General features: G+C 64.5%; 24 protein-coding genes. 17 read left to right on the top strand and 7 right to left on the bottom strand.

Features of this window, described 5'->3' with window-relative positions; translation table 11 throughout:
* Positions 1-56: 56 nt before the first annotated feature.
* The 4 genes from MRBLWS13_RS09540 to MRBLWS13_RS09525 form a co-directional block, all read right to left on the bottom strand.
* Positions 57-902: an ATP-binding cassette domain-containing protein gene (locus MRBLWS13_RS09540; RefSeq protein WP_349428811.1), complete on the bottom strand. Its 846-nt coding sequence runs from the start codon at positions 900-902 to the stop codon at positions 57-59.
* The gene (locus MRBLWS13_RS09535; protein ID WP_349428809.1) at positions 899-2767 is read right to left on the bottom strand and encodes a dipeptide/oligopeptide/nickel ABC transporter permease/ATP-binding protein; all 1869 of its coding nucleotides are present in this window, start codon (positions 2765-2767) and stop codon (positions 899-901) included. Before MRBLWS13_RS09535 ends, MRBLWS13_RS09540 begins: the two co-directional genes overlap by 4 nt.
* On the bottom strand, positions 2764-3705 hold the full coding sequence (locus MRBLWS13_RS09530; protein ID WP_349428807.1) for an ABC transporter permease: 942 nt from the start codon (positions 3703-3705) through the stop codon (positions 2764-2766). Before MRBLWS13_RS09530 ends, MRBLWS13_RS09535 begins: the two co-directional genes overlap by 4 nt.
* A gap of 74 nt (positions 3706-3779) precedes the next feature.
* A complete protein-coding gene (locus tag MRBLWS13_RS09525; protein ID WP_349428806.1) occupies positions 3780-5309 on the bottom strand; it encodes an ABC transporter substrate-binding protein in 1530 nt (509 codons plus the stop codon).
* Between the two features lie 184 nt (positions 5310-5493).
* On the opposite strand from MRBLWS13_RS09525, the gene MRBLWS13_RS09520 reads away from it, so the two are divergent.
* The 3 genes from MRBLWS13_RS09520 (at position 5494) to MRBLWS13_RS09510 (ending at position 8330) form a co-directional block, all read left to right on the top strand.
* Positions 5494-6126 carry a TetR/AcrR family transcriptional regulator gene (locus MRBLWS13_RS09520; RefSeq protein WP_349428804.1) on the top strand — a complete coding sequence of 211 codons (633 nt, stop codon included), beginning with the start codon at positions 5494-5496 and terminating at the stop codon, positions 6124-6126.
* Between the two features lie 307 nt (positions 6127-6433).
* The gene (locus tag MRBLWS13_RS09515) at positions 6434-7195 is read left to right on the top strand and encodes an MBL fold metallo-hydrolase (protein WP_349428803.1); all 762 of its coding nucleotides are present in this window, start codon (positions 6434-6436) and stop codon (positions 7193-7195) included.
* Positions 7196-7367: 172 nt separating this feature from the next.
* Positions 7368-8330, top strand: coding sequence for a Gfo/Idh/MocA family oxidoreductase (locus tag MRBLWS13_RS09510; protein WP_349428800.1), 963 nt, complete (start codon positions 7368-7370; stop codon positions 8328-8330).
* A gap of 59 nt (positions 8331-8389) precedes the next feature.
* Here MRBLWS13_RS09510 and MRBLWS13_RS09505 read toward each other — a convergent pair whose 3' ends face one another.
* Positions 8390-10162 carry a gamma-glutamyltransferase gene (locus MRBLWS13_RS09505; protein ID WP_349428799.1) on the bottom strand — a complete coding sequence of 591 codons (1773 nt, stop codon included), beginning with the start codon at positions 10160-10162 and terminating at the stop codon, positions 8390-8392.
* A 320-nt stretch (positions 10163-10482) separates the two neighbouring features.
* Here MRBLWS13_RS09505 and MRBLWS13_RS09500 point away from each other — a divergent pair, with 320 nt between their 5' ends.
* From MRBLWS13_RS09500 to MRBLWS13_RS09460, 9 genes are all read left to right on the top strand, one after another.
* Positions 10483-11688, top strand: a complete 1206-nt coding sequence (locus MRBLWS13_RS09500; protein WP_349428798.1) for an ABC transporter substrate-binding protein — start codon at positions 10483-10485, stop codon at positions 11686-11688.
* 94 nt (positions 11689-11782) lie between these two features.
* Positions 11783-12472, top strand: a complete 690-nt coding sequence (locus MRBLWS13_RS09495; RefSeq protein WP_349428796.1) for an ATP-binding cassette domain-containing protein — start codon at positions 11783-11785, stop codon at positions 12470-12472.
* Positions 12459-13187, top strand: a complete 729-nt coding sequence (locus MRBLWS13_RS09490) for an ATP-binding cassette domain-containing protein (protein ID WP_349428795.1) — start codon at positions 12459-12461, stop codon at positions 13185-13187. The genes MRBLWS13_RS09495 and MRBLWS13_RS09490 overlap by 14 nt, the downstream gene beginning before the upstream one ends.
* The gene (locus MRBLWS13_RS09485; protein WP_349428794.1) at positions 13184-14068 is read left to right on the top strand and encodes a branched-chain amino acid ABC transporter permease; all 885 of its coding nucleotides are present in this window, start codon (positions 13184-13186) and stop codon (positions 14066-14068) included. The genes MRBLWS13_RS09490 and MRBLWS13_RS09485 overlap by 4 nt, the downstream gene beginning before the upstream one ends.
* A 62-nt stretch (positions 14069-14130) precedes the next feature.
* The gene (locus tag MRBLWS13_RS09480; protein ID WP_349428793.1) at positions 14131-15171 is read left to right on the top strand and encodes a branched-chain amino acid ABC transporter permease; all 1041 of its coding nucleotides are present in this window, start codon (positions 14131-14133) and stop codon (positions 15169-15171) included.
* A 50-nt stretch (positions 15172-15221) separates the two neighbouring features.
* Positions 15222-16409 carry a pre-mycofactocin synthase MftD gene (mftD, locus tag MRBLWS13_RS09475; protein WP_349428791.1) on the top strand — a complete coding sequence of 396 codons (1188 nt, stop codon included), beginning with the start codon at positions 15222-15224 and terminating at the stop codon, positions 16407-16409.
* Between the two features lie 51 nt (positions 16410-16460).
* Positions 16461-17105, top strand: a complete 645-nt coding sequence (locus MRBLWS13_RS09470; RefSeq protein WP_349428790.1) for a GntR family transcriptional regulator — start codon at positions 16461-16463, stop codon at positions 17103-17105.
* A 277-nt stretch (positions 17106-17382) separates the two neighbouring features.
* Complete coding sequence (locus MRBLWS13_RS09465) at positions 17383-18282, top strand: N-acyl homoserine lactonase family protein (protein WP_349428789.1); 900 nt, start codon at positions 17383-17385, stop codon at positions 18280-18282.
* 200 nt (positions 18283-18482) lie between these two features.
* Entirely contained in the window at positions 18483-19190 is a 708-nt protein-coding gene (locus MRBLWS13_RS09460; RefSeq protein ID WP_349428788.1) for an SDR family NAD(P)-dependent oxidoreductase, read from the top strand.
* A gap of 99 nt (positions 19191-19289) precedes the next feature.
* Here the strand turns inward: MRBLWS13_RS09460 and MRBLWS13_RS09455 are convergent, their stop codons facing one another.
* Positions 19290-19976: a helix-turn-helix domain-containing protein gene (locus MRBLWS13_RS09455; RefSeq protein ID WP_349428787.1), complete on the bottom strand. Its 687-nt coding sequence runs from the start codon at positions 19974-19976 to the stop codon at positions 19290-19292.
* Between the two features lie 277 nt (positions 19977-20253).
* On the opposite strand from MRBLWS13_RS09455, the gene MRBLWS13_RS09450 reads away from it, so the two are divergent.
* On the top strand, positions 20254-20817 hold the full coding sequence (locus tag MRBLWS13_RS09450; protein ID WP_349428786.1) for a flavin reductase family protein: 564 nt from the start codon (positions 20254-20256) through the stop codon (positions 20815-20817).
* A 53-nt stretch (positions 20818-20870) separates the two neighbouring features.
* Here the strand turns inward: MRBLWS13_RS09450 and MRBLWS13_RS09445 are convergent, their stop codons facing one another.
* The gene (locus MRBLWS13_RS09445) at positions 20871-22313 is read right to left on the bottom strand and encodes an amidohydrolase family protein (protein ID WP_349428785.1); all 1443 of its coding nucleotides are present in this window, start codon (positions 22311-22313) and stop codon (positions 20871-20873) included.
* Between the two features lie 214 nt (positions 22314-22527).
* Here MRBLWS13_RS09445 and MRBLWS13_RS09440 point away from each other — a divergent pair, with 214 nt between their 5' ends.
* The 4 genes from MRBLWS13_RS09440 (at position 22528) to MRBLWS13_RS09425 (ending at position 26186) form a co-directional block, all read left to right on the top strand.
* Entirely contained in the window at positions 22528-23718 is a 1191-nt protein-coding gene (locus MRBLWS13_RS09440; RefSeq protein WP_349428784.1) for an acyl-CoA dehydrogenase family protein, read from the top strand.
* A gap of 209 nt (positions 23719-23927) precedes the next feature.
* Positions 23928-24548, top strand: a complete 621-nt coding sequence (locus tag MRBLWS13_RS09435) for an NAD(P)H-dependent oxidoreductase (protein WP_349428783.1) — start codon at positions 23928-23930, stop codon at positions 24546-24548.
* A gap of 100 nt (positions 24549-24648) precedes the next feature.
* Positions 24649-25674 carry a LacI family DNA-binding transcriptional regulator gene (locus MRBLWS13_RS09430; RefSeq protein WP_349428782.1) on the top strand — a complete coding sequence of 342 codons (1026 nt, stop codon included), beginning with the start codon at positions 24649-24651 and terminating at the stop codon, positions 25672-25674.
* An 86-nt stretch (positions 25675-25760) separates the two neighbouring features.
* Entirely contained in the window at positions 25761-26186 is a 426-nt protein-coding gene (locus MRBLWS13_RS09425) for a Rid family hydrolase (protein ID WP_349428781.1), read from the top strand.
* Positions 26187-26270 lie beyond the last annotated feature (84 nt).

Here is a 26270-nt window from a genome sequence, read left to right as displayed (position 1 = left end):
GGCAGTGGTGTCCCGGCGGGCGCCTCGCTGGGATGGCGCCCGCCGGGAAGCGGGGGTCAGTCTGCGGTGGCGGGCCGCGCGTCCCGGAGTGCGCGGCGTTCGTTGCGCTTGACCTGTTGTCTGTCGGGGTCCGGGATCGGGGCCGCCATAAACAGCCTCTGGGTGTAGGGGTGGTTCGGCCGCGAGGTCACCTGGTCGCCGTCGCCGTTCTCTACGATCTCGCCGTGGTACATAACCACCACACGGTGGCTGATGTGGCGGACGACGGCGAGGTCGTGCGTGACGAAGAGGTAGGCGACCCCGGTGCGTTCCTGGATCTCGATGAACAGGTCGAGTACGCGCGCCTGAGTCGACAGATCGAGCGCCGAGACGGGTTCGTCGCACACGACGAGCTTCGGGTCGAGGGCGAGCGCCCGGGCGATCGCGATGCGCTGACGCTGGCCGCCGGAGAACTCACGCGGCAGACGACCGCGAGCATCGGCTGGCAGGCGCACCTGGTCGAGGAGTTCACGCACCCGGCGCTTCGCGACCGCACCCGTCACGCCGGCCGCGGTGAGCGGCTCGGTGAGCGTCTGCTCGATCGTCAGCGACGGGTTCAGCGATGAATAGGGATCCTGGAAGACGACCTGGATCTCGGAACTCAGCGCGCGGCGCTCCTTGCGCTGCAGCCGGGTGATGTCCTTGCCCTCGTATGTGATCTTCCCGGCCGTGACCGATGCGAGCCCGAGAACCGCGCGACCGAGCGTGGTCTTTCCCGAGCCGGACTCGCCGACCAGGCCCACAGTCTCGCCGGGCAGGATGTCGAGCGAGACTCCCTTGAGTGCGCGGAACGGCTGCGCGCGGAATCCCTTCCCGGGATACTCGACGACGAGGTTGTCGACACTGAGCAGAGTGTCGCTCATGAGTGTTCTCCCCGGGTTGTGGCACGGGTGAGCGCCGGGCGGGCAGGGCCTTCGTCGAGGATCGAGGCGAGCAGCGTTTTGGTGTACGGATGCGAAGGCCGGTGCAGGATCGCCCGTGCTGACCCGGTCTCCACGAACAGACCCGACTGCATGACCGTGACCCGATCGCACAGGTCTGCGACAACGCCGAAATTGTGCGTCACGAGCAAGACGGCCATGTCGCGTTCGGCTTGCAGGTCGCGAAGCAGATCGAGCACTTCGGCTTGCACCGTCACATCCAGTGCGGTGGTGGGCTCGTCCGCGATGATCAGGTCGGGTTCGGTAGAGACGGCACCGGCGATCAGGACGCGCTGGGCCATGCCGCCAGACACCTCGAACGGGTATGCCTTGAAGGTGCGGGCGGGCTGTGGGATTCCGACCCGCTCGAGCAGCCAGAGAGCCTTGTCGCGCGCTTCTTTCTTGCTCATTCCGAGCCCGACCCGAAGCGGTTCGGTGAGCAGGCTGCCGATCGTGAACGACGGATCGAGGTTACTCATCGGCTCTTGGGGGATATAGCCGATGCGCCGTCCGCGGATCGTGCTGTACTCCTTCTCGGATGCGGTGTCCAGGCGCAGACCTTCGTATGTGATCGAACCGCCGGTGACGGCGCCACCCTTGGGCAGCAGTCCCAATACCGCGAACGCGGTCTGCGACTTGCCTGAACCGGACTCGCCGATCAGGCCGTGCACCTCTCCCTTGCGGATGTCAAGGGAGACGCCGTGCACGACCTCGCGCGTCGGCCCGTCGCCCTGACCGTATCCGACCCGCAGATCCTTCACGCTCAGGACGACTTCGGGCGAGCGGCCCGCGACCTCCTCGTCGTCGTGGTGGATCGGACCAGCGTCAGCGGTGAGGATGTCGATCGAGTCGTCGAGGTCGGCGACGCTCGTTGCAGATGTCACCGCGGCGATCGACCCGGTGGTGGTGGCCACCGCGCGACGACGCTTGCGACGCACGACCACCGTGCGCTCGAGGACGTCGCGCATCGCGTTGGCCAGCAGCATCAGCGCGGTGCTCGTCGCGGCGATCGCGAGCGAGGGCCACACCATCAGCAGCGGTACGACGTAGATCTTGGTGAACGCGTCCTGCAGCATCCCGCCCCACGTCGGAACCGACGCGTCGCCGATCCCGAGGAACTCGAGACCCGACTGGATCGCGATCGCGATGGTCGCGACGACCGCTGTCTGGATCACGATCGGGGCGCGTACGACCGAGAGCACATGCCGGCCGAGAATTCGCCTGTCGCTCAGGCCCGACACGCGTGCGGCGTCGACGTAGAGCTCCGAGCGCACGGCGGTGACCATCGTGTACACGAGCCGGTAGTACGCGGGCGCTAGGACGACACCGAAGATGATCATCGAGAGCCACACCGACGGACCGGTGACAGCCCGGGCGGCGAGAAGGATCACCATCGCGGGAAGAGCCATCACGAGCGAGGTGACCCACGAGGCGGCATCATCGAACCAACCGTCGTAGTACCCGGCGATCAGACCGCCGGTTACTCCGAAGATGAAGGCGGTGAGTACGGCGAGCAGTGCCGCAGCGATCGTGATCTGCGTGGCGACGAGCAGGCGCGACAGGACGTCGCGACCGGCCGTGTCGGTGCCTAGCAGGTGCTGCGCGCTCGGCGGCTGCAGTATCGCCTGCAGATTCGCCGGATTCGGGTTGTAGGGGGCGATGAGGGGCCCGATGATCGCGATCACCACGATGATCGCGAGGGACGTCAGCGAGATGAGTGCGAGTGGGTTGCGTAGCAGCCGACCGAACAGGCGGTCGGCCCCAGCCGCACGCGTGGGAATCTCGGTGGGGACTTCGACGGCGGTCATGAGAGTCGCACCTTCGGATTAAGCGCAGCCTGCGCGAGATCGATCAGGAGGTTGACGACGACCGCGATGATCGCGGTGACGACGACGATGCCCATCACCATCGGGATGTCGCCCGCTGATGTGGCCTGGACCGTGAGTGAGCCGATGCCTGGGAGGGCGAAGATCTGCTCGACGATCACGGCGCCGCCGATCATGCCGATGAACTGCACGGCCAGGAGGGCCAGGGCCGGACCGCCTGCGTTGCGCAGCACGTGCTTGTAGAGGACACGGTTCGAGCTGAGGCCGCGGCTGCGCAGCGTTCGGACGTAATCCCGGGAAAGACCGTCGACGATCGAGCCGCGCACTTGCTGCGAGATCGTCGCTATGCCGCCGATCGCGAGCGCGACGATCGGCAATGTGACGCTGCTGAGCCACCCCGTGAACGACGTCGCGAGCGGGACGTATCCGGTCGCCTTGAACCAGTGCAGGTTGACCGCGAAGATCAGCACGAGGAAAAGGGCGATGAGAAACCCGGGGATCGCGAATCCGAGAATCGATAAGAACTGCACCGTGCCGTCGACGGCACCCCCTCGCCGTGCGGCGAAGATGCCGAGGATCACGGAGAAGATCGCCGTGAGCAGGATCGCGCCGATCACAAGGGAGAGCGTCACCGCGAGCCGGCTGCTCAGCTGGACAGCCACGAGCTGCCCGTTAAACCATGACCGACCCAGGTCACCGCTCACGGCAGAGGTGAGCCAATCCCAGAACTGCACGAAGAGAGGGCGGTCCAAGCCGAGTTCGGCGGCCTTGCGATCGACCACTTCCTGAGTGGCGTTCTGGCCGACGATCGTGCGGGCGATGTTCCCGCTACCGAGGTACAGAAGCGAGAAGGCGATAACCGTGATCACGACCAGAAGGATCGCGCCGGCCGCCACGCGCCGCATGATGAAGGTGAGCATGGCTCCACTCCTTGCAGAGAAGTCTCGAGAAATGATGTGGTCAGGCCCGGCCGTTCGGGCGGGCCTGACCACGACTACTGCTTCGGCTGGAAGTCGTAGATCGCGGGGTAGATGTTGCTGGGCAGCATTTCCACGGTCGTGTTGGGGTCGGTAGCGAAGCTTCCCGCCACACGGTAGAACGGGGCGAACCAGGCCTGTTCCACGATGTACCTGTTCAGCTCCTTGACGACCGAGGCCTGGGTGGCGTCGTCACCGAACTGGATCTGTTGCAGGTAGTCGTCGACTTGCGGATCCTGCGAGTGGAACGGGTTGAACGTCGCGGGCGGGGCGATCATGAACTGGATCAGCTGCCAGTCCGGGTTCTGCTCCAACGCCATGAACGACGCGGGATACTTCGGTGCCACCAGGTCGCCGACGAAGTTTCCGACTGGCACATCAGTCGCTTCGACGGTGATCCCCACGTCGGCCAGTTGCTGAGCGATCAGCGCGTATACGGTCGTGCCGAACACCGACATCGACGGCATCGCGATCGTCAGTCCATCCGCGTAGCCCGCCTCGGCAAGCAGCTCCTCAGCCTTCTCAGGGTCGTATGTGTAGTACTCGTCCAGATCGGGGTCGTACCCGCTGGAACTGGCAGGGAACACCTGCGTGGTCACGGTGCCGCGGTCCGCCTGCAGCGCGGTCAGCATGCTCGGGCGATCGAACGCGTAGTTGATCGCCTGGCGAACCCTCACATCACCCAGGGCAGGGTTCATCTCACCGGCTCGGTCCAGCAGCAGGAGCCCCTGGAAGTCGAGCTCATTGGCACTGAGCGTCCATCCGGCAGCCTCCACCTCGGCGGCAGTGTCATTGCTATTGAGCTTCACACCGTTCGCCTCGCCCGCCTTGATCGTGTTCAGCACGGCGGTGGTGTCGGTCAAGACGTTGATGACCAGGCTGTCGTAGTGCTGGACATCAGGATTCCAGTAGTTCGGGTTCTTCGTGTAGGTGTAGCTCGTCCCGGTGACGGTCGAAGCGGTGTCCAGGCTGTATGGTCCAGAGCCGACCGGCGTGGTCGCCACGTCAGCACTCTCGAGGGAAGCTTCCGCGCCGACCAGGCCCGCGTCACGGGTCAGGTAGTTGAGAAGCGCCGGGTCAGGTGCGCTGAGGGTGATGACAACCGTGGTGTCGTCGGGCGCCTCCACGCTCGTCACGCTTGCGAAGCTGCCGGCGTTGGGCGACGTGCCCTCCTTGTAGCGCAGCAGGTTCGTCGCGACCACATCACCGGTCAGCTTCGACCCGTCCGTGAAGGTGACGTCATCACGCAACGTGAGGGTCAGCACCGTGTTGTCGTCGTTGTAGGACCACTCCGTCGCCAGCCACGGCTCGATCGTGCCCTCCGGCGTCGCCAACAGCAACGTGTCGAACACCGCCTGGTAGAACGGGGAACGATTCCCCCACTCCGAACCAGCCGGATCGAACGTCACCGGCGCGCTGAGGGCGACCAGCGTGAGCGTTGCCCCGCGCTCGTCACTGCCTGTGTCCCCACCCGCACAACTCGACAACGCGAGCGCGGCTGTGACGGCGAGAGCGGTCGCCGCCGCGGCCTTGTTCCATCGGATCATCTCGAGTCCTTTTGTAGGGGCGACTCCGCCTTACGGATCGCCGTGATCGCCGAACCTAGCAGACAAAATGAGTGTTCACTAGGTTTTAGAGATTACAGTTTCATTGAACGAACCGAGTTCCGCAGGCAACCCTTCAGAATGAGACCGCGGGGATGAAACGGTTTCCGCCGGAGCGGAGGAGATGATGGACGCCACAGCAAAACCTCGTAAGCGCGAGCCTCGGGGCGAGTACGCCAAGACACGGGCGACACGCGCAGCCATACTCGACGCCGCACTTGACGTGTTCGCGGAGTCCGGGTACCGGTCTGGATCGCTGCGTGAAGTGGCCCAGCGGGTCGGCATGAGCGAGGCGGGGCTGCTGCACCACTTTCCCAACAAACCCGCGCTTCTGGCGGCGGTGCTCGACCGCCGCGACCATCATTCCCTCGAGTGGACGCGGATGACGGAAGGCAATGGCGACGTGACGCTCCGCGGGCTGGTCGAGACCGCGACGCGCAACTCCTCCTCGCCCGGCGTGGTGGAGCTGTATTGCATTCTGTCCGCCGAAGCCACCGCCGCCGATCACCCGGCACACGAGTACTTCGTCCGCCGCTATGAGCTGGGGCGCAGCAACGTGCGTCGCGCATTTGAAGACCTGGAGCGGCAGAACCGCCTCATGCCGGGGATCACCCCTCTGAATGCGGCCATCGCCACGCTCGCGATGATGGACGGGCTGCAGGTGCAATGGCTGCTGCACCGCGACGTCGTCGATATGGCCGCGGAGCTTCGCAGGTTCTTCACCGCGTTCGTCAATATCGACTTCGCATCCTCCCCCTAGCGTGTGCTGGCCCCGGCCCAGCGAGCGCAGGAGGTGACAGTTGGAGGAGTTGTTAAGCAGTGGTTGACAATACAGGGGTCGAGTGTGAGTATTAGCGAACATACGGCAGCACCAGTGAAATCAGAGCCGTCCTGGACGTCGGTGAGAGCACCCTTCGTGGACCTCGCCACCCTTCCCGACCCGCTTTCCCGCCCGGCTCCAGGACTGATCACCACATCGGATCCACCGTGCGCCAGGCGAGTGCGGATGTCGATCGTGCGGCAGATGCCTCGCGATCCGCAGAAGTATGACGAGAAGGGCCACGACCATGACGGTCAGAATCGAGTTGACGAAGCTCGGTCATGCGTGCGTGCGGCTGGAGAAGGATGGTCGCCGCATTGTCATCGACCCAGGCGAGTACAGTGACCCGGCCCGGGCGCTCGAAGGCGCCGAGCATGTCCTGATCACTCATCAGCATCCCGACCATCTCGACGAGGATGCCGTGCTGGAATTCCTGGCGGCACACAGCGCGGCGACCGTGCGTGCACCGGACGTGCCGGCGGCTCGTCTTGCCGCTCAGGCGGGAGACGCTGGAGTCGACGCGAGCCAGATCATCGCGACCGGCGCCGGTGAGAAGTTCGACTGCGCGGGATTCTCAGTGCGCACCGTCGGAGGTCAGCATGCGGTGATCCACGCCTTCATCCCGGTGGTCGCGAACACCGGCTACATCGTGGACGGGCTGGTGTACCACCCCGGCGACAGTTTTATCGTCCCTACCGGACCGGCTCCGGACACGCTGCTGGTGCCGCTGAGCGCACCCTGGAACAAGATGTCCGAGATGGTCGACTTCATCACGGCCGTACGGCCGAGGCAGGCCATCCCCGTGCACGACATCCTGCTCAACGAGACGGTCGGCCGTCCGCTCTATGTCAAGCGCGCCCAGATGTTCGCGGATCGGCACGGTGTGACACTCACGGACCTCGCTGTCGGACAGAGCGACATCATCGAGGGACCGGACCCGTCGGAGGTCGACGCCACCGCTGACGGCGCCTTCTCGGACCAGCTGGATCTCAAGCACTTCAACGGCTGATGCCGCGGCTCAGCGACCGAGCCGCGCCTGCGTCCGTTCCGCGGCTCACGTAGCCGACCGGGTCGAGGGAGCCGATGCGCCTCGCGCGCAAACGATTAGGTCTAGCAGAGGGAGAGAAGTGAAGAGAATACGCGTTGGGGCTATCGGCCTCGGCATGGTGGGGTCGGCTCAGGTGAAGACTTTCGCGCGGTCGGTCGGTGCGGGCGACCTGGTTGCGGTCTCCGATATCGATGTCGATCGTGCGCAGGCGATCGCGGAGACGCTGCCAGGAGATGTTCGCGTGTTCCGCACCGCGGAGGAGTTGATCGCGTCGGATGAGATCGAGGCGGTGACGATCGCGTCGAGCGCGGAGTCGCATCTTGCACTGGTTCTGGCGTGCATCGAGCACCGCAAGCCGGTCTTCTGCGAGAAACCGCTGGCCCTCACGGCTGCGGACTGTCAGCTGATCATCGACGCTGAAGTCCGCGCCGGGCGGCGTTTCGTCCAAGTGGGATTCATGCGCCGCTACGACGCGGCCTTCGTCGAGCTCAAGTCCGAGGTGGATACCGGGAATCTGGGCGAGATCGTTTCTTTGCAGTTCGTCCATCGAGCCGCCGATGTTCCGCCTTCTGTCACATCGTCCGCTCACACGACCGAGGCGGTCGTTCATGAGGCGGACAGCACACGCTGGCTCCTGAACGACGAGATTGTCGAGGTCCGCGTCCAGGGCAACGCCGGACGGTTCGGTCTGGACGAATGGCTGGACCCGCAATTCTTCTATTTCCGGACCGCGGCCGGCGTGATGATCTACTCGGAAGTCTTCCTCAAGGCGACCTACGGGTACGAGATCAGTTGCGATGTCGTCGGCCGCTCCGGAGTGGCCCGTCTCACCAATGCGACGCCGGTGGTCGTGAGTCTCGACTTCCACGTGTCCGGCGTGCGTGAGAAGGACTTCACGGTGCGCTTCGGCGAGGCCTACCGACGTGAGCTCGAGGCCTGGGCGCTTGACGCGGTCGAAGGAGTAGTCAACGGACCGAACGCCTGGGATGGGTACTGCGCCTCGGCGGTCACCGACGCATGCCTGGAGTCTTTGCGCAGCGGCACTCCCATTCAGGTGCAGTCGCGCCCGCGCCCCGCGCTCTACTCACCCGCCTAGGCGCAGACGCCATGCGCGGGTCGCTGTTCGCCACATCCGGGACGCCCCCGACCGGGCGGTCAGCGTCCGGCCGCGTACCCCTGCATGCCTCGTGCGTTCGCTCCGGCGATCAGCATCCCGTCCGCGCGGATTCCGGCCGCGCTGATCCGTCCGAGCGTCCACGGCTCCGCCTCGAGAAGACGGTGTCCGCGCTCGCGGAGGTCATTCAGGACCTCGGGGCCCAGCGACCCCTCGGCCACGAGTCCGAGAGGGGAGAAGCTACGCGGGAAGAACGAGGACGGCATGTGAGTCGAATGCCACGTGGCTGCGTCGATGGCCTCTTGCAGGTTCATCTTGTGCACCAGCAGGTTCAGCAGGAACGGAACGGTCCACTGATCCTGCTGGTCGCCACCGGGAGTGCCGAAGGCGAGGATGGGAACGCCATCACGCAGAAGCATCCCGGGGCTCAGCGTGGTACGAGGACGCTTGCGTGGCGCGATCGAATTAGGCAGGTCGGGCTCGAGCCAGAACATCTGCGCTCTGGTCGGGAGGGAGAAGCCGAGGCCCGGGACCACGGGGGAGCTCTGCAGCCATCCGCCACTCGGTGTGGCCGCGACAACATTCCCCCAACGGTCCACGACGTCCAGGTGGCAGGTGTCTCCGCGAACCGTGCCCAGACTCCGCAACGTCGGTTCGCCGGTTCCCGCGCCGGCGTACTCTCGCTCGCGGAAGATCTCGGGGGAGAGGCGTGGCGTTCGTCCACCCGGAGAGCCGGGACGCAGCTCGCTCGAGGCCCGCGACGTGACCAGCGCCGCGCGCTCGCGCGCGTACGAGTCCGACAACAGGTCGTGCAGGGGTACGTCGACGAAGTCGGGATCGCCGTAGTACGCCTCCCGGTCCGCGAACGCGAGCTTCGCCGTTTCCGCGACGGTGTGGACCATCTGCGCCGACCCTGCTTCGCCGACATCCTGGTGCGCGAGCATGGCGAGCTGCTGCAACAGGACGGGGCCCTGCCCCCAAGCCCCCGTCTTCGCGACGGTGACACCGGCGAAATCGATCGTCACCGGAGCCTCCCAGGTGGGCTCCCAGCGTGCGAGGTCGTCGCCGGTGAGGAGGCCGGTGTGATCTTCCCCCGTCACGTCCCGGACGGGTTGCCGCATGAAGGCATCGATTCGCTCCGCGACGAAGCCACGGTAGAAGACGTCTCGCGCGCGAGCGATGACGGCTTCGCGAGTTCCACCGCCCTGACTGGCCTCGGTCACAATACGTTCGAGCGTGTCGGCAAGCTGAGGATTGCGGAAGCGCGCTCCCGCGGCGATGGATTGATCCGAACGGAGATACACCTCCGCGGAGGATGTCCAGTGATCGGCGAACAGGTCGGTCACAGATTCGATCGCCGCGACAGCGTCGGGGATCAGCGGATGGCCGTTGCGCGCGTACTCTATGGCGAACCGGGTGATGCGCTCGAGTGGCAGTGTGCCGTGCCGCTCGATCATGCTCATCCACGCACCGAACGAGCCCGGGACGACGGCGGCGAGATGTCCGGTCCCGGGGATGACGTCCAGCCCCAGCGCCGCGAATGCAGCGCCGGTCGCGGCCTCGGGCGCCGGGCCCTGTCCACACAGCACCCACGGCTTCTGAGACGCGACATCGAAACCGATGATGGGTGTGTCCCCGCCCAGCCCGTTCAGGTGCGGCTCGACCACGTGCAGAAGCAGCCCTGCGGCCGCGGCGGCGTCGAAAGCGTTCCCCCCTTCTTCGAGCACGGCCATCCCCGCCGCCGCCACAAGCCAGTGGGTGGAGGCAACCATCCCGAAGGTGCCGACAAGTTCGGGACGAGTGGTGAATCGCATGGTGGTAGCCCTTTCCAACACGGCGTCGCGTCGAATCTCCGGGCCAACCCACCACGACGAAGGGGGCCCCTTACGGTAGTGGGCATCGTATACCAAAGCGTCGAACGTATACGAGTACGTTCTTGGGCTCCGCTCGATCGCGACCAAAGTGTGATAAATACGCCCTTGCGGCGCCGTGACTGGATCCCATACAGTTACCGCACCGCAAGTTCGTGTACGAACAACTTCCAGCAGGTGTTCGTCCAACTCGCCCGCGGAGACAGGAATCGGCCTGTTGCAACCCGCCATCGCCACCCAGAACAGAAAGCGCAGCGCGAACAATGAGAATTGCATCCCGAACAATTGCGGCGATCAGCGTCGCAGCGATATCGACGCTTGCCCTGGCAGGTTGCGTTGCCAGCGCTGCTCCGTCGGACAACCCGACCAGCAGCGACGACGCCGAAACGATCTTGCTCGGTGCGGTAATGGCCGAGACAGGCTTCATGTCGGTTGCCGATGTCCCTGCGATCAACTCGATGCAGATGACGATCGACGACATCAACGAAGCGGGCGGCATCGACGGTAAGCAGATCGAACTCCAGGTGATCGACACCGGATCGAAGCTGGAGGAGTACGCACCGGCGAGCCAGCAGCTCATCGATGCCGGCGCCAAGGCCCTCCTCTTCACCTGTGACTTCGACCTCTCGAGCCCGGGAGCCCTCGTCGCTGAGCAAGCGAACGTCCTGAGCGTGTCGCCGTGCATCAACGAAGCGCTCTTCGGGCCTAGTGGCGGGCTGAACCTCAGCTTCTCGTTGGGCAACTCGACGATCGGCGAGGGCGTGGTCATGGCCGAGTTCGCAGAGAGCAAGGGATGGAAGAGCGCCGCATTCCTCACCGACACCACCCTGAAGTACACCCAGAGCCAGTGTGAGTACGCACGTGAGCGATTCACCGAGCTCGGGGGAACGGACGTGGGAGACTACGAGTACATCCAGGGTGAGAGCATCCCGGAGATCGTTTCCAAGATCTCCGGCGGAACCGCACCCGATGTGATCTTCAACTGCGGCTACCTGCCCGGCGGTGCCCAGGTGGCCAAGGACTTGCGGGACGGCGGAATCACGGCTCCCGTCATCTCCGGCTTCGGCATGGACGGAACGTTCTGGCTCGATGCCATTCCCGGGCTGAGCGACTATTACACCGTTGGGCCCGTCTCGCTGACAGGCGACGACCCGGACCCCGCCGTGAACGAGTTCCTCGACCGTTACACCGCCGAGTACGGCGCACCCACCATGGGGACCTTCGTGATGGGGCCGTCGGCGATCGAATCCATCGTCAACGGCTACGAGATCGCGGGCAGCTGGGACGGAGCGGAGCTGGCCGATGCGCTCGTGACCTTCGACAACGAGGAGCTCCTCGTCGGTCCGACGACGTTCACGCCGGAATACCACATCGCCCTCGAGCGGCCGCAGAGCGTCCGCGTCGTCGAGGACGGGACGCTCAAGTTCGTCGAGCGACGTGCTCCCGAGAAGATCAATGTCAATGACTGAAGTCCGCAGTGTCCCTGGAGCCGGGCGCGACAGCGTCCGGCTCCAGGGCCGCGGGATTACGCGGTCGTACCGCGGTGTGAAGGCGCTGCAAGATGTGAACATCGAGATCCCGCGTGGTCGGGTGACCGGCCTGATCGGCGCCAATGGCGCGGGCAAGTCGACGCTCGTGAACATCCTCAGCGGGTTCGATCGGCCCGATGAGGGAGCCATCGAGATCGACGGCCAAATGCTTCCACACGAGTCGGCACAGCGCAGGACGCACCGCGGTATCGCCCGAACCTTCCAGCACGGGCATCTCTATCCTCTCCTCACAGTCATGGAGAATGTCGAAGTCACTGCACTGGCCTGCGGACTGTCCCGTTCAAAGGCTCGTGCACTCTCCTTGGACGTCCTGTCGGAGTTGCAGCTGGAAGAGTGGGCACTTCACAGCGCGGATCATCTGCCGCACGGCGTCGAGCGTCGCCTCGGCGTGGCGCGGGCGCTCGCGACGCGACCCAGCTGGGTGCTCTTCGACGAACCTGCCGCGGGTCTCAACGAGGGCGAAGCACAGCACTTCCGCGCGACGATGAGGGATCTCGCGGAGCGTGGCATCGGAGTGCTTCTGATCGATCACAATATGCCGCTCGTCTTCGGTAGTTGCGACCACATCTTCGTCCTCGGCGCGGGTCGGAACGTCCTCGACGGAACACCCGAAGAGATCCGCCATGACGAGCGCTTGGCCACCTCCTACCTGGGCAATGCAGCCCGGCAGATCGCAGACGGAGGCCACGATGCCGACGCATGACACCGAACGAGTGCTCACGATAGCGGGTCTGAAAGTCGCATACCGCGGCGTTCCCGCCGTGCGCGATGTGACCTTCCATGTGGATGCTGGCGAGCTGGTGGGCATCATCGGGCCCAATGGCGCCGGAAAATCTTCGACCCTCCTCGGAATCGTCAACGCCGTACGATCCGAGTCTGCGGAGACCAGCTTGCGGGGTATCGATCTGCGCCGGATGGTTCCGGAGCGCGTGGCTCGGACGGGACTGGCCCTGGTGACCGAAGGGCACCATATTTTCGGTCGCCTCACAGTTCGGGACAATCTCCGGCTCGGCTCGACTGCCCGCCGCGACCGAAGCGGTCTTTCGGACGATCTCGAATGGGTGTATGAGCTCTTCCCGATTCTGAACGAGTTCTCGAATCGCCCTGCAGGGCTTCTCTCTGGAGGGCAGCAGCAGCAGCTGGCGATCGGACGTGCGCTGCTGGCGGCGCCGACCCTTCTCGCGCTGGATGAGCCCTCGCTCGGCCTGTCGCCGACGGCAGTGGATACGGTCTTCGGTGCCATCGAGAGCATCTGTGCTCGTGGAACAGCTGTACTCATCGTCGAGCAGCGTGCGCAGCAGACAGTGGCCGCGGCGACCAGAACATACGTGCTAAGCGAAGGGCGCATCTCGATGACACTCTCCCCGACCGACGCGGATGACCCCGCGCTTCTCATGAAGGCGTACCTCGGATCGTGATTCCCGTCATTCAATCTCTCATCGACGCCACCTCAGCAGGGGCGGTGTACGCCCTCGCCGCGCTGGGCATCGGACTCGTCTTCGGCGTGCTGCGGCTCGCGAACTTCGCCAACGGTGAGATCATCACCGGGGCGGCCTACGCGCTCCTCCTCCTCTGGCCGGTGTCGTGGCCGCTCGCGCTTGCGGCTTCGGTCGTCGTTGCCGTCGCCCTGTCGCTGTTGATGGACCTCGCTGTCTTCCGATGGATGAGATCGCAATCGCCCGCCGCCCTGCTGATCGCCAGCTTCGGAGTGAGTATCCTGCTGCAGCGTTTCTACGAGGGAATCTTCGGCGCGAGGGTGCTGAGCGGCTCCGTTGCCCCCGCGTTGACAAGATCGGTGAACGTCGGAGGGCTGCGACTCAGCCTGCTCGCCATCGTCGCGATCGTGCTGGCTGCCATCCTTCTCCTCGCCGTACACCTATTCCTCACCCGGTCACGGATGGGCCTGCAGGTGCAGGCCGCCTCCGCCGACTTCCGAGTGGCGCGTATTCTCGGCATCCGATCGGGAGCTGTCATCGCAGTGACTCTGGGAATGAGCGGCATACTCGCCGCAGCCGTGGCCTTCATCCTGACCGCGCAGTCGGGCGCCGTCGATCCGACCTTCGGTGTCCAGGCGACGGTGTTCGGTCTTATAGGTGCCGTGATCGGCGGGTTGAACCGCATCGGTGGGGCGCTGGTCGGCGGGTTCGCCGTCGGGTTCGCCCTTTCGCTGTTCACGTCCTGGCTGCCCTCCGGATTCAACGACTTCCGCGTTGCATTCGTCTATCTACTCGTCATCGTCGTCCTCCTGATCGTTCCCAACGGAATCTTCGGTGGACGTACCGCCAAGGAACGCACATGACCCCCTCTCGAAGTGCCCGCCCTTCCCGCTTCGGGTGGACGGTGCCCGGTCCTCTCCTGTCCATGTGGACCCTCATCGTGCCCATGGTGGTCGTCTGGCTGTTCGCCTTGTTGGCGAGCAACGTGTCGCCCGCCGCTGCAATCGATCTCAGCTACGCTCTGGCCACCTTGATCGTCGTCGTGGCGATGTGGTCGTTCATTGGTAACAGCGGAGTTCTTTCCTTCGGACATCTCGCGTTCGTTGCGGTGGGTGCCTGGACGATGTCCCTGCTGACGATCAGCCCCCTGGTGAAGTCCTCGGTCATGCCCGAGCTAGCCCCCTTCCTGGCAGAGGCGTCCGCGGACCCCGTTATCGCCCTGATCATTGCGGCCGCCGTCGGCGGCGTGACGGCGCTCATCAGCGGCTTTGCGCTGATGCGCCTCCACGGGCTGGAGGCCGGTATCGCCACCTTCGCGCTGCTCATGCTGGTCGTACAGGTCCTCACCTATTGGAGCGCCATCGGGCCGAAATCAGGCCAATCGATGACGGGAATTCCGCGAAGCTTCGATCTGCAGAGCACATTGTTGATAGCGCTCATCGTCATCGTGCTCGCTTGGAGTTATGGGCAGAGTCGTAGCGCGCGGCTGCTCCGCGCATCGCGAGAGAACTCCCAGGCCGCCCCGGCCTCAGGAATCAGCATCACTCGCCACCGCATCATCGCGTTCACGGTCTCGGGCGCGCTCGCGGGTGTTGGCGGTGCGATGTGGGCTCAGACGAACCGCGTGATTCAGGCTTCCCAATTCGGCTTGGACTTCACGTTCACCACGATTGCCATGCTCATCGTCGGCGGGATGCTGTCGCTCTGGGGAGCGGTCGTCGGCACGCTTCTCATCTCGGCGTTGAACCATGTTCTGGGTGTGCTGGAGAACGGTGTGCAGATCGGCGGGGTGATCGTTTCGCTTCCCTCGGGCAGCCGTCTCGTCGTCGTTGCGGCGCTGATGGTTTTGATCATCATCCTCCGTCCGTCCGGCATCACTGGCGGCAGAGAGGCCCGATGGCCGTTCCGACCACGCGATCCCTTCCTCACCGGCGTGGTGGCCACACCGCGTGCGGCAACGACCTAGCGAATACACGACTGCTGCCGGGGCGGAGCAGCAGAGATGAGGAGTCAGCAATGAGTTTTTTCTCTCACAAGCCGATCGAGACCGTTGCGGAGGCGCGCGCGCGTGCGAAGAAGCTTCTCCCGAAGGACGTCTTCACGGCCTTGGAGGCGGGAAGCGATGGCGGGTCGACGATCCGGGCTAATCTGCGGGCGTTCGAGCAGGTGGGGATGATCCCCCGCGTGGGTGTGGAGATCCCGCTCCACCCCGATCTCAAGACCACGTTCATGGGCCAGAACATCGATCTGCCGGTGGTCATCGCTCCGGCGGCGGCGCAGGCGATGCACCCTGATGGCGAAGTGGGTGTCGCGCGGGCGTCGCGGCGCGCCGGCACCGCGCTCGGTCTCGCCAACTTCGCCTCGATGCCCGTGGAAGACGTAGCCAGCGCCAATCCCAACACGTTCGCGCATGTATACCTGTCAGGTGACCGCGACACGATCGCGGACCGTGTCGAGCGGTTCCGTCGGGCGGGTGTGAAGGGACTCATCTTCACGCTCGACCTCTCCGGCGGCAGAGTTGCACACCAACCACGCGATTGGGGTTCGCCCGTCTACCCAGACGGACTGGGCCTGGGGACCATGATGAAGTACGCGCCGACGGCGGTGGTCCACCCCCGATGGACCCTGCGTTACCTCCGGCGGGGGAGTGTGCCCGGCCTCTACGCGCCCAACATGAGCAAGAAGGACGGCGTCGTGCCGACCCTGGTCGGAGCGCTGAACGAATGGGTGGGTACGCACATCCCTACGTGGGATGACATGGCGTGGCTCAGCGACTTGTGGGGCGGCCCCTTCATGATCAAGGGGTTGGTGACCCCCGACGACGCGCGTCGTGCCCTTGACGTGGGCGCCACAGCGATCGGCGTCTCCAACCACGGCGGCAACAACCTCGACACCACGCCGTCGCCTCTGCGATTCCTTCCCGCCGTCGTGAAGGCGGTCGGCGACCAGGCCGAGGTGACATTCGACAGCGGTGTGCGCCGCGGGACGGATGTCGTCAAGGCCCTCGCGTTGGGCGCACAGTCGGTGATGATCGGTCGGCCGTGGTTCTACGGTCTGGCCACTGACGGGGAGCGGGGCGTCTACGAGGTGCTGGAAACGTTCCGTATCACCATCGAACGCACCCTGATCGGGCTCGGAAAGTCTTCGATCCATGACCTCACGCCCGAGGACCTCGTGATTCCCGACGGCTTCCTCATAGAGTAGATCGACCTGCTGAGCGAGTACGTTGGACGCGAGAATGCTCGAGGGGAAGGGATGCTTTTGGGTAATCCGGGTCTGAGGGGCAGGGCACTGGTCGATGCGATCCGCGACCTGATCATCTCCGGTGAATTGGCGCCGGGATCGCGGGTGACCGAACCATCGCTTGCCATGAGATTCGGCACCTCGAGGGTTCCCGTTCGGGAGGCTCTCCGCGTTCTCGCCGCCGAGGGGATGGTCGACCTCAAGCTGTACGGCTCGCCTCGGGTGCAGCTACTCACCGAAGAGGTGGTGCGCGAAGTTCGGGCTGCCCGGAACATCCTCGAGCCTCCGGCCGCCCGGGAGGCGGCGCTTCACCATACGCCCGCAGATCTTGCGCTGATCGATGCGATCCTCGCCGAAGGGGATAGAGCGCTGGACCACGGGGAGACTAGTGAGCAGCACAGATTGAACTCGCGGTTCCACGATGCGGTGGCTTCGGCGTGCGGCAACGCCATTCTGGGCGCGTTCGTGCACGTGCTCAGCAGTCGCTCCGAGTGGATCAACACGGCTGCGATCGCGCCCGGCCCCAGGCGGCTCTGGCAGGATCATCACGAGATCCGTGCCGCTATAGCGGCTGGAGACGGCCCGCTGGCTGAGGCGCTCATGGCAGCACACGTGCAGCGGGCCACGTCTGGGCCATTCGTTGCAGCGACCCTGTAACACGCTCCGACGCACCACATCCCTGATGGGTCGAGCAGAACAGCGCGAACGCAGCGCGGTCGGCTGCCAACCCGGACTGGCGACACTGTCTTGATAAGACGCGGCCACCTGCGCGGCGTGATGCCGTGCCTCTCGTTGTGCAGTCGAGCCAGATCTGTCGGGTATTCGAGAACCGTTGCGCCCAGACGAACGGGGCGTGTACTCTTGCTGCACACTGTGAGCAGCGTAGCTTACGCCTTCTCCGCAACTTCAACCACTCCAGAAAGACTGGCCCGTCATGAGCGAACGTAAGACCGACTACTCGATCTATTCACTCGAGTTCTGTCAAGGAGATGTGCCCGGCGACTTCATGGGGGGCGTCATCATGCACAGCAACGAGGGGGCCCAACGTGCCTCGATGCTGTACACCCTCATCATCGGCGGCGAGGTGGGCGGTAAGCAGCACGTCGCACTGGTGGACTGCGGCTTCCGCAACGACTACTGGCTGGATCGCTTTCCGTTCACCAAGTGGGAGAGTCCCGAGGAGGTCCTCGCGCGAGTTGATCTGCGCCCGGAGGACATCGAGGTGATCCTTGTGTCACACATGCACTTCGACCACATGGGCAACTTCGAGGCGTTTCCCAACGCCCAGCTCTACGTGCAGCTCGACGAGTACGTCGGATGGTCTCAGGCGGTCGAGACCGCCAACCAGCTCCCCTCCGAAGCGGAACGCGCATGGATCTTCTCCTCCTTCGACCCGACGGATCTCACCCGCGCAGCGAAAGGCATCGCGGACGGCAGGATCAGGTTCGTCAAGGGCGACCAGGAGCTTCTTCCCGGCGTGACCGCACGGCTCGCCCGCGACTCACACACGTTCGGCTCCCAGTGGTTCAAGGTCGAGACGCAGAACGGCCCATACGTGATCGCGGGGGACATCGTCTACCTCTACGAGAACGTCGAGACCATGTGGGTTCCGGGATACGGCCAGGGAAATTCGTTCAATCTGATCAACCTCTACAAGACCTTCAGGGACGAGCTCAAGGGTGAGACGAGCCGCATCATCCCTGGACACGACCAGGAGATCAAGCGGCGCTACACCTCGTGGGTTGCGGAGAGCGGCAACTCGGTCACCGAGGTCAACCTTCGTGCGATCGATGCGTCGCGCGCGCCCAAGAACGATGGCACGCTCCTGCTCTGACTCTGGCGAAGCACCGCGGAGCCCGCTTGGCGCCGACAACGCCCGCGGTCGATGCACGAAACATGTGAGATTCGAGATTCTGACTTCGTGCGCGACCGCGGGCTCGCCGTCGCAAGAGTGTTCATAGTTTAGTATTACTGTACGTCAGTCGTTGGGGCTGAACACTAACGGGTCTAATCGACCGTTCATTGGAGAACATCATGGCTGCAAGAAGGATCCTGATCGTCGGCGGTTCGAGTGGAATCGGCCTCGCGCTGGCGAACGACTTGGCGAACTCCGGCGACGAGGTGATCCTGACGAGTCGCTCGCTTGAGTCTGCTGAGCAGGTTGCGGCGACCGTTGGTGGGCGCACACGGGGCATCGCGCTCGACGTCGCCGAGCCGGAGGGCATCGCTGAGCAGCTGAAGGATGTCGGAGGGCTTGACGGCGTCGTGCTGGGTGCGGTCGAGCGTGACGTGAGCACCGTGAGGGACTTCGACATCACTCGCGCACGACACGTCGTCACGATGAAGCTGATCGGCTACACCGAGACGGTTCACTCGCTCCTGGATCGGCTTGAGCCCAGCGTGGCCACGGGGATCGTCCTCTTCGGCGGGCGCGCGAAGGACGCTCCTTACCCGGGCTCCGCAACGGTCTCTACCATCAACGGTGGCGTGGACGGGCTGATGAATACGATGGCGCTGGAACTCGCGCCGATCCGCGTGAACTCCCTACACCCCGGAATCATCGGGGACAGCCCCTTCTGGGCCGCGAAGCCCAGTGAGGTTCTCGAGGGCTATCGCTCCCGGACGCCGGGTGGAGAGCTTGCGACAACGGAGGACATCGTGGACGCTACGAAGTTCCTTCTCTTCAACAAGGGCGTCTCGGCGCACAGCCTGAACGTCGACCGCGGGTGGCGGATCAGCTGATTCGAGCAGTTCGATATCGCGCGCATATGTGAGCGCAGCAGAGCCGGGGTGTGTTTACGCCCCGGCTCTACGCTTTGTCGGTCATCGCACGATTGCCGGTCATTCCTCCAGAACGTCGAGCGCGTCGAGTCGTCGCAGCACGTCGACAGTGGAACGAGCCGACTGGCGGGAGGAAACAGGAGGCTCTTGTGGGTTCGGCAGGGAGTCACCATGGCGCCCCACCACGAACCAGATTCCTATCGCGGGTGTGGCTCCGTGATTAGAGGCCATGTGCGGCCTCGACGAATCGAAATGCCATGAATCGCCGGCGTTGAGCTCGTAGGTGTCGAACTCCACCTGCAATGTGAGGGAGCCTTCCAACAGATACGCGTACTCGAGACCTACGTGGCGCATCAGCCGTCCTTCGATGGAGCTGGCCGCCCCCGGCTGATAGGTGACAAGGAGAACGTCAGCGGGACCGCCTGGACCCATGGCGAGTTTCTCCCACCGGACGCCGTTCTCCATCTCGATGACAGGGTTCTCGGAGGCCCGCTGCACGACGGACCCCATCGGCAATCGCGAGGGAGCCGTGCCAGCCGGCTCCAGACCGAGCAGCTCATCGACAGATATCGACAGCAACGTGGCAAGAGAGTACAGCGTCGCTACCGACGGCTGCGTCTTGCCTGTTTCGACCTGCGAGATCAGACTCGCCGAAACCTTGAGCTCTTGAGCGACTGCGCGAAGGCTCAGGCCCCGTGATTGACGCTGACGCCGCAGGCGGGCACCGATCTCGTTCGCCGTCGACATACCTACCTACTCCGCGTCTCGAAAGGGATTCCCCCACACTAGCGCGGTCATTGATCCCCAGGTCCGTATTCGGGGTGACACGCCGCGTCCTTTCCGCGGACCCACGCGACCGCGCAGCTCGCCACGCGAAATCGGCCCGAAACATCTTCCGAGTGTTTAAGTAACACAGAACATGTAGACAATGAGTGAACACCCCGGGCGCCCACACGCGGATCGGGGTAGCGGGGTGAGAGCCATCCGGCACTCGACCCGTCGACGGAGAAAGAGGAACACCAAGATGCATCCTACTGGCCACATCGAAGTGCTTGAGGTGACGGAACCGGGCAGCGATGTCCTTACCGCTGACGCCTTCAGAGCGGCTTTCCGCAGCCATCCCGCCGGCGTCGCCGTCGTCACGGCGGACCCCGGCGGGGATCCCATCGCTATGACCGTGAGTTCGCTCACGTCCATCAGTGCGTCGCCCCCGCTGATGGCATTCTCTGCGTCGGCGCAGTCGTCAAGCACTGCGGCGCTTCGCAGAGCGACGAGCGTGGTTGTGCACCTGCTGAATGCCGAGCAGTTGTGGCTCGCTCAACTGGGCGCGACCACGGGGGTCGACCGGTTCCAGGACCCTACGAAGTGGCGTCGACTTCCGACGGGGGAGCCGGTCTTCCCTGACGGTGGAACGTGGATCCGGGGTGAGGTCGTGCACCGCGTTGAGGCAGGGAACGCTGTGATCCACGTCGTCAAGGCGATCGAAACCAACTCCTCTGCGGAATCATCGTCAGATGCGTCCGGCGTGGGGCCACTCGTCTACCACAATCGTTCCTGGCACGTGCTGAGCGATGCGTCGATGATCTGAGAAGGCCTCATGGTGGTCCGGCGCGAGCGGCGCCAACGCCGCCAGGTGTGCAGTCAAGACGCCTTGCCCTGGCCAGCCTCGTAGCGCGCTCGCGTCTCCTCGTCGATCTCCGGCCATTCGCTGTCCGCGGACCGCCCGAGCACCCAATCCCTTGTCTCATCGAGTTGCTGTCGCACCCGCGGCAGGTCCGCGCGCGTGTGGCGGCCCTCGCTGACGACCGCCTCGCCGCCGACGTACACAGCGGCCAAGTTGCGGGCCGTGGATTGGTAGACGACGAAATCCGCCGCCGAACCGGCTGCCAGGCCGAAGGGCGCGGTGTCGATGACGAGAAGATCGGCCGCTTTGCCCACGGAGATGCTTCCGATCGTGTCGGCCATCCCGAGGACACGGGCGCCGTCGATCGTCGCGAGCCGCAGAAGATCCATCGTGTCGAAGCTGGGGTGCCTTGCGGTGCGGGTGCCCGAACGATTCTGCGCGCGCTCTGTCTGACCATCCACCGCGTGAATGACAGCTCGAGCGATCCGGAGCTGCGTGAGAAGGCTGCCGTTGAGTGCCGAAGGCACATCGGTCCCGATCGAAACAGGTACGCCGCGACGGCGGGCGGCTCCAACTCGGGGAGCGATCCCCATCATTGCCGCTTCGATCTCGGGGGTGAAGGCGATCGAACCGCCGCTCTCCACGAGGAGGTCGATCTCATCATCGTCGATCGGACCCGCATGCACCCAGCTGATGTCCTCGCCCAGCAGGCCCGCCCCTGCGCTGAGAGAAACCTGCCCTGGCAGATTGGAGTGGATGCTCTGGCGCAGGCCCAGCCGTCGTGCCGACTCGACCTCACGGGTGTGGACCTCCGGCGAGACGTGATCGATGTTGTTCAGCGCGACGCCGAGAGACACCCGCTCGTGCTCTGACCACTCGGCGACCAGCTTCTCCAGTACCTGATGCCTTTCGTCAAAGGTCGTGAAGCCAGTGATACCGGCTTCGGGTCGGTGGCGGAAGCAGAACCCGAAGATGCCTCTGATGCCCGAGTCGTCGAGGGCGCGCAGCGACGCTTCGGCGTGCTGTGGCGAGTTGGTCGCATGGCAGAAATCGAACACGGTGGTCGTACCTGAGTGGAGCAGCTCGATCGCCCCGCCCAAGGTTGACGCATACATGTCCGCGGGACGGTAGCGACCGGAGAGCGGATGCACCAGCCCGAAGTACTCGCGGCCCCATGTCTCGGACGCGAGGCCGCGGATCGCCGACTGCCACAGATGAATATGGGTATCGATCATGCCGGGCATCACGATGGCCCCGGCGAGGTTCACGAGCTCCGCGTCAGCGATGCGTATGGAGTCGGCGACGTCGGCGATGACGCCGTCTTCGATGAGGATGTCGCCCGTGCGCTGACCCAGACGTTCGTCCATGGTCAAGAGGTAAGCGTCCTTGAGAATCGTGCGTCGCGTCATGATGGTCCTCCCTTTGCCGGCACCCACGCCGCCGACGGGGTTTAGCAGCATGCTAGATCTGCTGCTCCCAGACCGCAATCGATTGTTTCCCTCCTCCTGTCATAGTTGAGCTCGGCGTCGAGGGACGGGCGAGGCGGGGTTGGGGCGATCGCATCCACACCGGGAGATTCGGCTATTGATGGTTTGCAATCGATTGTGTAGATTGACCGGCATCCGAGATCGGTCACCCACGGAAGCGGGACCGACAGCGATGAAAGGTGGCGACGTGACGATCGATGTGACAGCGGGGCTGACGCCGACAGGCGCGACCGATTCTGTGATCGCGAACGCTCGCAGTCTGCGGGAGCGGCTGCGAGCACATGCGGCAACGGCGGACAGCAATCGGCAGCTCGACGCTGACGATGTCGATGCGATGACGGATGCCGGACTGATGTCGCTCTGGACCCCCCGTGCGTTCGGTGGACCGGAGACATCTTTCCGAACCGCGGTCGAAGTCGCCATCGCCCTCGGCGAAGGCGACGCGGCAGCCGGTTGGCTCGCCGGTGTCAGTAACGCGGGATCATTTGTGATGTCGCTCTTCAGCGAGCGAGCGCAGGCCGAGGTGTGGGCCGGTGGTCCCCACGTGCGAGGCGCGGGTGTCCTTGCTCCCGCTGGGCGCACGGAGGTCGCCCCGGGTGGGATGAAGCTGACCGGACGTTGGCCCTACATGTCGGGAGTGACGACAGCAGATTGGGTGTTCGTGACGGCGCCGGTTGGCGGCTCACTCGGGCCCGGTGCGCAGCTCGGATTCTTCCTCGTGCCGCGCGAGGAGATCGTGGTCGACGACACGTGGTTCGTCACTGGCATGCGTGCCACCGCCAGCTCGACTGCTGTGGTGAACGATGTCTACGTTCCGGAGCACCGCATCCTGCGCTGGAGCGCCTATGACGCCTCTGCCTGCAAGGGCATCTATCGGTCGCACATCTACTCGGTTCTGAACGTGGGCGTCGTCAGCACGCTCGTCGGCGAGCTGGGGTACGCCCTTGAGCTGGTACTTGAGAAGGCGGCCAGTCGTCCGATCGTCACGACGATGTACCGCAGCCAGGCGGAATCCGCGGCCTTTCAGGTGGAGGTGGGGCGGGCTGCGCAGATCGCGGAAACCGCGCGCCTGAGAATGCTCGCCGTGGCGGACGACATGGACCGGATTGTCGCGGAAGCCCGGCTGCCCACCAGCGAGGAAAAGACGAAGAATCGAGCGGACTGTGCATATATCGCGCAAGCGTGTTGGGACGCCGTCGACACGCTGGCAAGCGCGCATGGCACGTCGACGTTCTCGCAATCCAATCCGCTCGAGCGGGTCTGGCGAAACGCCGCCGTCGCCAGCCGACACGCCGGCCTCTCCCTCAGAGTGGGTAACGAGGTCTTCGGCCGCGAGCTTCTGGGAATCGAGACGCAGTCGATAGCTCCCACTTTGTGACGTGTCACCCCTTGTGCACGGCGGCCGAGAGCATCGCTGATCGGCCACGAGTTCGTCGTTTGGCACCACCGCACCTACGGCCGCACCCGGTGAAATCTGGCCGCACCAACGCCGACTCGGCGTTGGTCTCCACCGCCCCGTTCTCTGACGCTGTGCCGGGCTGGCAGTTCAGGGGATGGGGCACCTGCTCAAGATGAAAGTGGTTAATGATGGCAGATTCACTGGACCGACTTCGGATCGCTGCGGTATCTGGTAGCCAGCGTGCCGGTTCCGTCAACACCGGTCTTCTTCGTGCGTTGGTGTCGCTGGCCGAGCGGCGGGGCAAGATCGACATCACCATCGTTGATGGGCTGGCCGATCTCCCGTTCGCGTCCGTCGACGCCGCCTACGGCGACGTTCCTGATGCCGTGCGACATGTGCATGATCAGATCACGAAGGCTGACGGCATTATCATCGCTACGCCCGAGTACTGCTATTCCGTGCCCGCGCTGCTCAAGAACTTCTTCGATTGGCAGACACTGCCTGTCCCACCCAAGAACACGCTTCGTCACAAGCCACTGGGAATCGTCGGCGCGTCGATCAGCATGATGGGCACGAACCGGGCCCAGATGGATCTGCGGAAGATAGCGCTCTACTCGGATCTTGAGGTCATGGGTCGGCCCGAAGTCTACGTGGATGACGCCGCCGAGAAATTCACCAAAGATGGCGAGCTCACCGATCAGGCCACGTTCGAATTACTCGAGAGATGGCTGGACGACTTTGAGGAGTTCGCGCGGTCTACGCTCCGTCGAGGACTGCCGGACCTCTCACGAGAGTATCTGACGACTTGACTGTCCGGCCCCGGCAGACGCCTCCCTCGCGTGGCAGCACCTGCTACACTGCGGGCGGCAGTGAGGGCGCCTGACCCGGGCCGCGACAGGGAGATACAACGTGAACACGGGGCGGCGGGCGACGATCGCCGATGTCGCCGAGCTTGCGGGCGTTCATCCGGGCACAGCATCTCGTGCGCTGAATCCTGGCACTCGGGCCTTGGTCAACGCTGACACCGTCGAGCGGATCGTTCGATCGGCGCAACAGCTCGGCTACGTCCCGAATGCGCTCGCTCGCGGTCTCCGCACGAACAGCTCGATGACGGTCGGCGTCGTGATTCCCGACATCACTAACCCCCTATTCCCACCTATCGTCAGGGGCATCGAAGCCGAACTGCAGCCCCGGGGTTACTCCACCCTCATCGCCAACACCGACGGATTCGAGGCGGGAGAGCGCGGCGCGCTCGACTCGCTCTTGGACCGGCGCGTCGACGGCCTGATAGTGGCGTCGGGTCTGAGGGAGCAATCTCCGATCGCTGATCTCTACCAAGCCGGCGTCAAGGTCGTCCTGCTGAACCGCGACGCCGGACCGGTCCCGTACCCGCTGGTCACAGGCAACGATGCGAGCGGCATCACAGCCGCGGTGGAGGCGCTGCATGAGCTTGGGCACCGGAACTTGCTTCACGTCGCCGGCCCGATGAACATCTCGACCAGCTCGGCGCGCGCGGCGGCATTCGAGACGGCTGTCCGTTCCTTGGATGGGGTGGAAGGTAGCATCGTCGTCGCCGAAGCGTTGTCGATCGAGGCGGGGCGCACCGCGATGCTGTCGGTGCTCTCCAGCGGCGAACGCCGGGTCACGGGCGTCGTCGCGAGCACCGACGTGATTGCGGTGGGTATTCTCCGTGCGATGAGGCAGATGGGAGTCGACTGCCCACGGGACATCTCGGTGATCGGGTTCAACGACGTTCAGTTCGCCGAGGACTTCTGTCCGCCTCTGTCTACGGTCCGCGTGCCCGCGGCCGCGATGGGAGCGCGCGCCGCGCGATTGCTCCTGGACTGGCTTTCAGGCACACCGCAAACTCCGGAGACGGTCACGCTGCCGGTCACTTTGATGATGCGCGGATCGACCGCGCCCTCCCCTGCGTAAGCAGAGCACATGGCGTCGGGACCGTCCCGATGTTCAACCTCGTTCACCCCACATGCCGACGTGAGGCATGCATGGAAAGGAAAACAATGCGTTCATCCAGCGGCAGAGACCACATCCTGGCGGTCGGTTCCACAGAGGAACTCTACGGAATCCCGGGGCTGCCCTTCATACCGGCCGTCAGGGTCACCGGCTCTCATGAACTCGTCTTCGTCTCCGGTGTGCTGGGGCCGGCGACCAAGGAAGATTCCTCAATGACGATGGACGCAGAAGTCAGACGGGCCTACCGAAATCTGGAACGTGTGCTCAATCAGGCCGGGGGGACGCTTGCTGATGTCGTTTCCATGACGAAGTACGTGAAAGACATTGCGAACAACAACCGCATCGTCGAAGCGGTGACGAAGGAACAGCTCCCACACCTCACCACCACCACGACAGTCGAGATCGCTCGGCTGGTCCCCGAGGACCTGCGCTTCGAGGTCAGTGCGATCGCCGCGGTACGGATCGCACCGTAGGCTTCCGCGACGCATCTCGCATATTAGATCGGCGACGCGTTCCACAAACATAGGGAAGGACCGTGCTGACGAATCGATCGTCAG

The sequence above is a fragment of the Microbacterium sp. LWS13-1.2 genome (assembly GCF_040144835.1).
Classification (GTDB): Bacteria; Actinomycetota; Actinomycetes; order Actinomycetales; family Microbacteriaceae; genus Microbacterium.
Note: the sequence above shows the minus strand (reverse complement) of the source record. Positions and strands in the feature narration are given on the sequence as shown.

Bases quoted from the DNA above. Each gene is read 5' to 3' on its own strand.
- MRBLWS13_RS09530 (WP_349428807.1), bottom strand. From the start codon at position 3,705: ATGCTCACCTTCATCATGCGGCGCGTGGCGGCCGGCGCGATCCTTCTG.
- MRBLWS13_RS09445 (WP_349428785.1), bottom strand. From the start codon at position 22,313: ATGCTGCTAAACCCCGTCGGCGGCGTGGGTGCCGGCAAAGGGAGGACC.
- MRBLWS13_RS09540 (WP_349428811.1), bottom strand. From the start codon at position 902: ATGAGCGACACTCTGCTCAGTGTCGACAACCTCGTCGTCGAGTATCCC.
- mftD (WP_349428791.1), top strand. From the start codon at position 15,222: ATGAGTTTTTTCTCTCACAAGCCGATCGAGACCGTTGCGGAGGCGCGC.
- MRBLWS13_RS09500 (WP_349428798.1), top strand. From the start codon at position 10,483: ATGAGAATTGCATCCCGAACAATTGCGGCGATCAGCGTCGCAGCGATA.
- MRBLWS13_RS09515 (WP_349428803.1), top strand. From the start codon at position 6,434: ATGACGGTCAGAATCGAGTTGACGAAGCTCGGTCATGCGTGCGTGCGG.
- MRBLWS13_RS09465 (WP_349428789.1), top strand. From the start codon at position 17,383: ATGAGCGAACGTAAGACCGACTACTCGATCTATTCACTCGAGTTCTGT.
- MRBLWS13_RS09450 (WP_349428786.1), top strand. From the start codon at position 20,254: ATGCATCCTACTGGCCACATCGAAGTGCTTGAGGTGACGGAACCGGGC.
- MRBLWS13_RS09490 (WP_349428795.1), top strand. From the start codon at position 12,459: ATGCCGACGCATGACACCGAACGAGTGCTCACGATAGCGGGTCTGAAA.
- MRBLWS13_RS09525 (WP_349428806.1), bottom strand. From the start codon at position 5,309: ATGATCCGATGGAACAAGGCCGCGGCGGCGACCGCTCTCGCCGTCACA.
- MRBLWS13_RS09470 (WP_349428790.1), top strand. From the start codon at position 16,461: ATGCTTTTGGGTAATCCGGGTCTGAGGGGCAGGGCACTGGTCGATGCG.
- MRBLWS13_RS09520 (WP_349428804.1), top strand. From the start codon at position 5,494: ATGGACGCCACAGCAAAACCTCGTAAGCGCGAGCCTCGGGGCGAGTAC.
- MRBLWS13_RS09505 (WP_349428799.1), bottom strand. From the start codon at position 10,162: ATGCGATTCACCACTCGTCCCGAACTTGTCGGCACCTTCGGGATGGTT.
- MRBLWS13_RS09480 (WP_349428793.1), top strand. From the start codon at position 14,131: ATGTGGACCCTCATCGTGCCCATGGTGGTCGTCTGGCTGTTCGCCTTG.
- MRBLWS13_RS09435 (WP_349428783.1), top strand. From the start codon at position 23,928: ATGGCAGATTCACTGGACCGACTTCGGATCGCTGCGGTATCTGGTAGC.
- MRBLWS13_RS09460 (WP_349428788.1), top strand. From the start codon at position 18,483: ATGGCTGCAAGAAGGATCCTGATCGTCGGCGGTTCGAGTGGAATCGGC.
- MRBLWS13_RS09425 (WP_349428781.1), top strand. From the start codon at position 25,761: ATGCGTTCATCCAGCGGCAGAGACCACATCCTGGCGGTCGGTTCCACA.
- MRBLWS13_RS09455 (WP_349428787.1), bottom strand. From the start codon at position 19,976: ATGTCGACGGCGAACGAGATCGGTGCCCGCCTGCGGCGTCAGCGTCAA.
- MRBLWS13_RS09535 (WP_349428809.1), bottom strand. From the start codon at position 2,767: ATGACCGCCGTCGAAGTCCCCACCGAGATTCCCACGCGTGCGGCTGGG.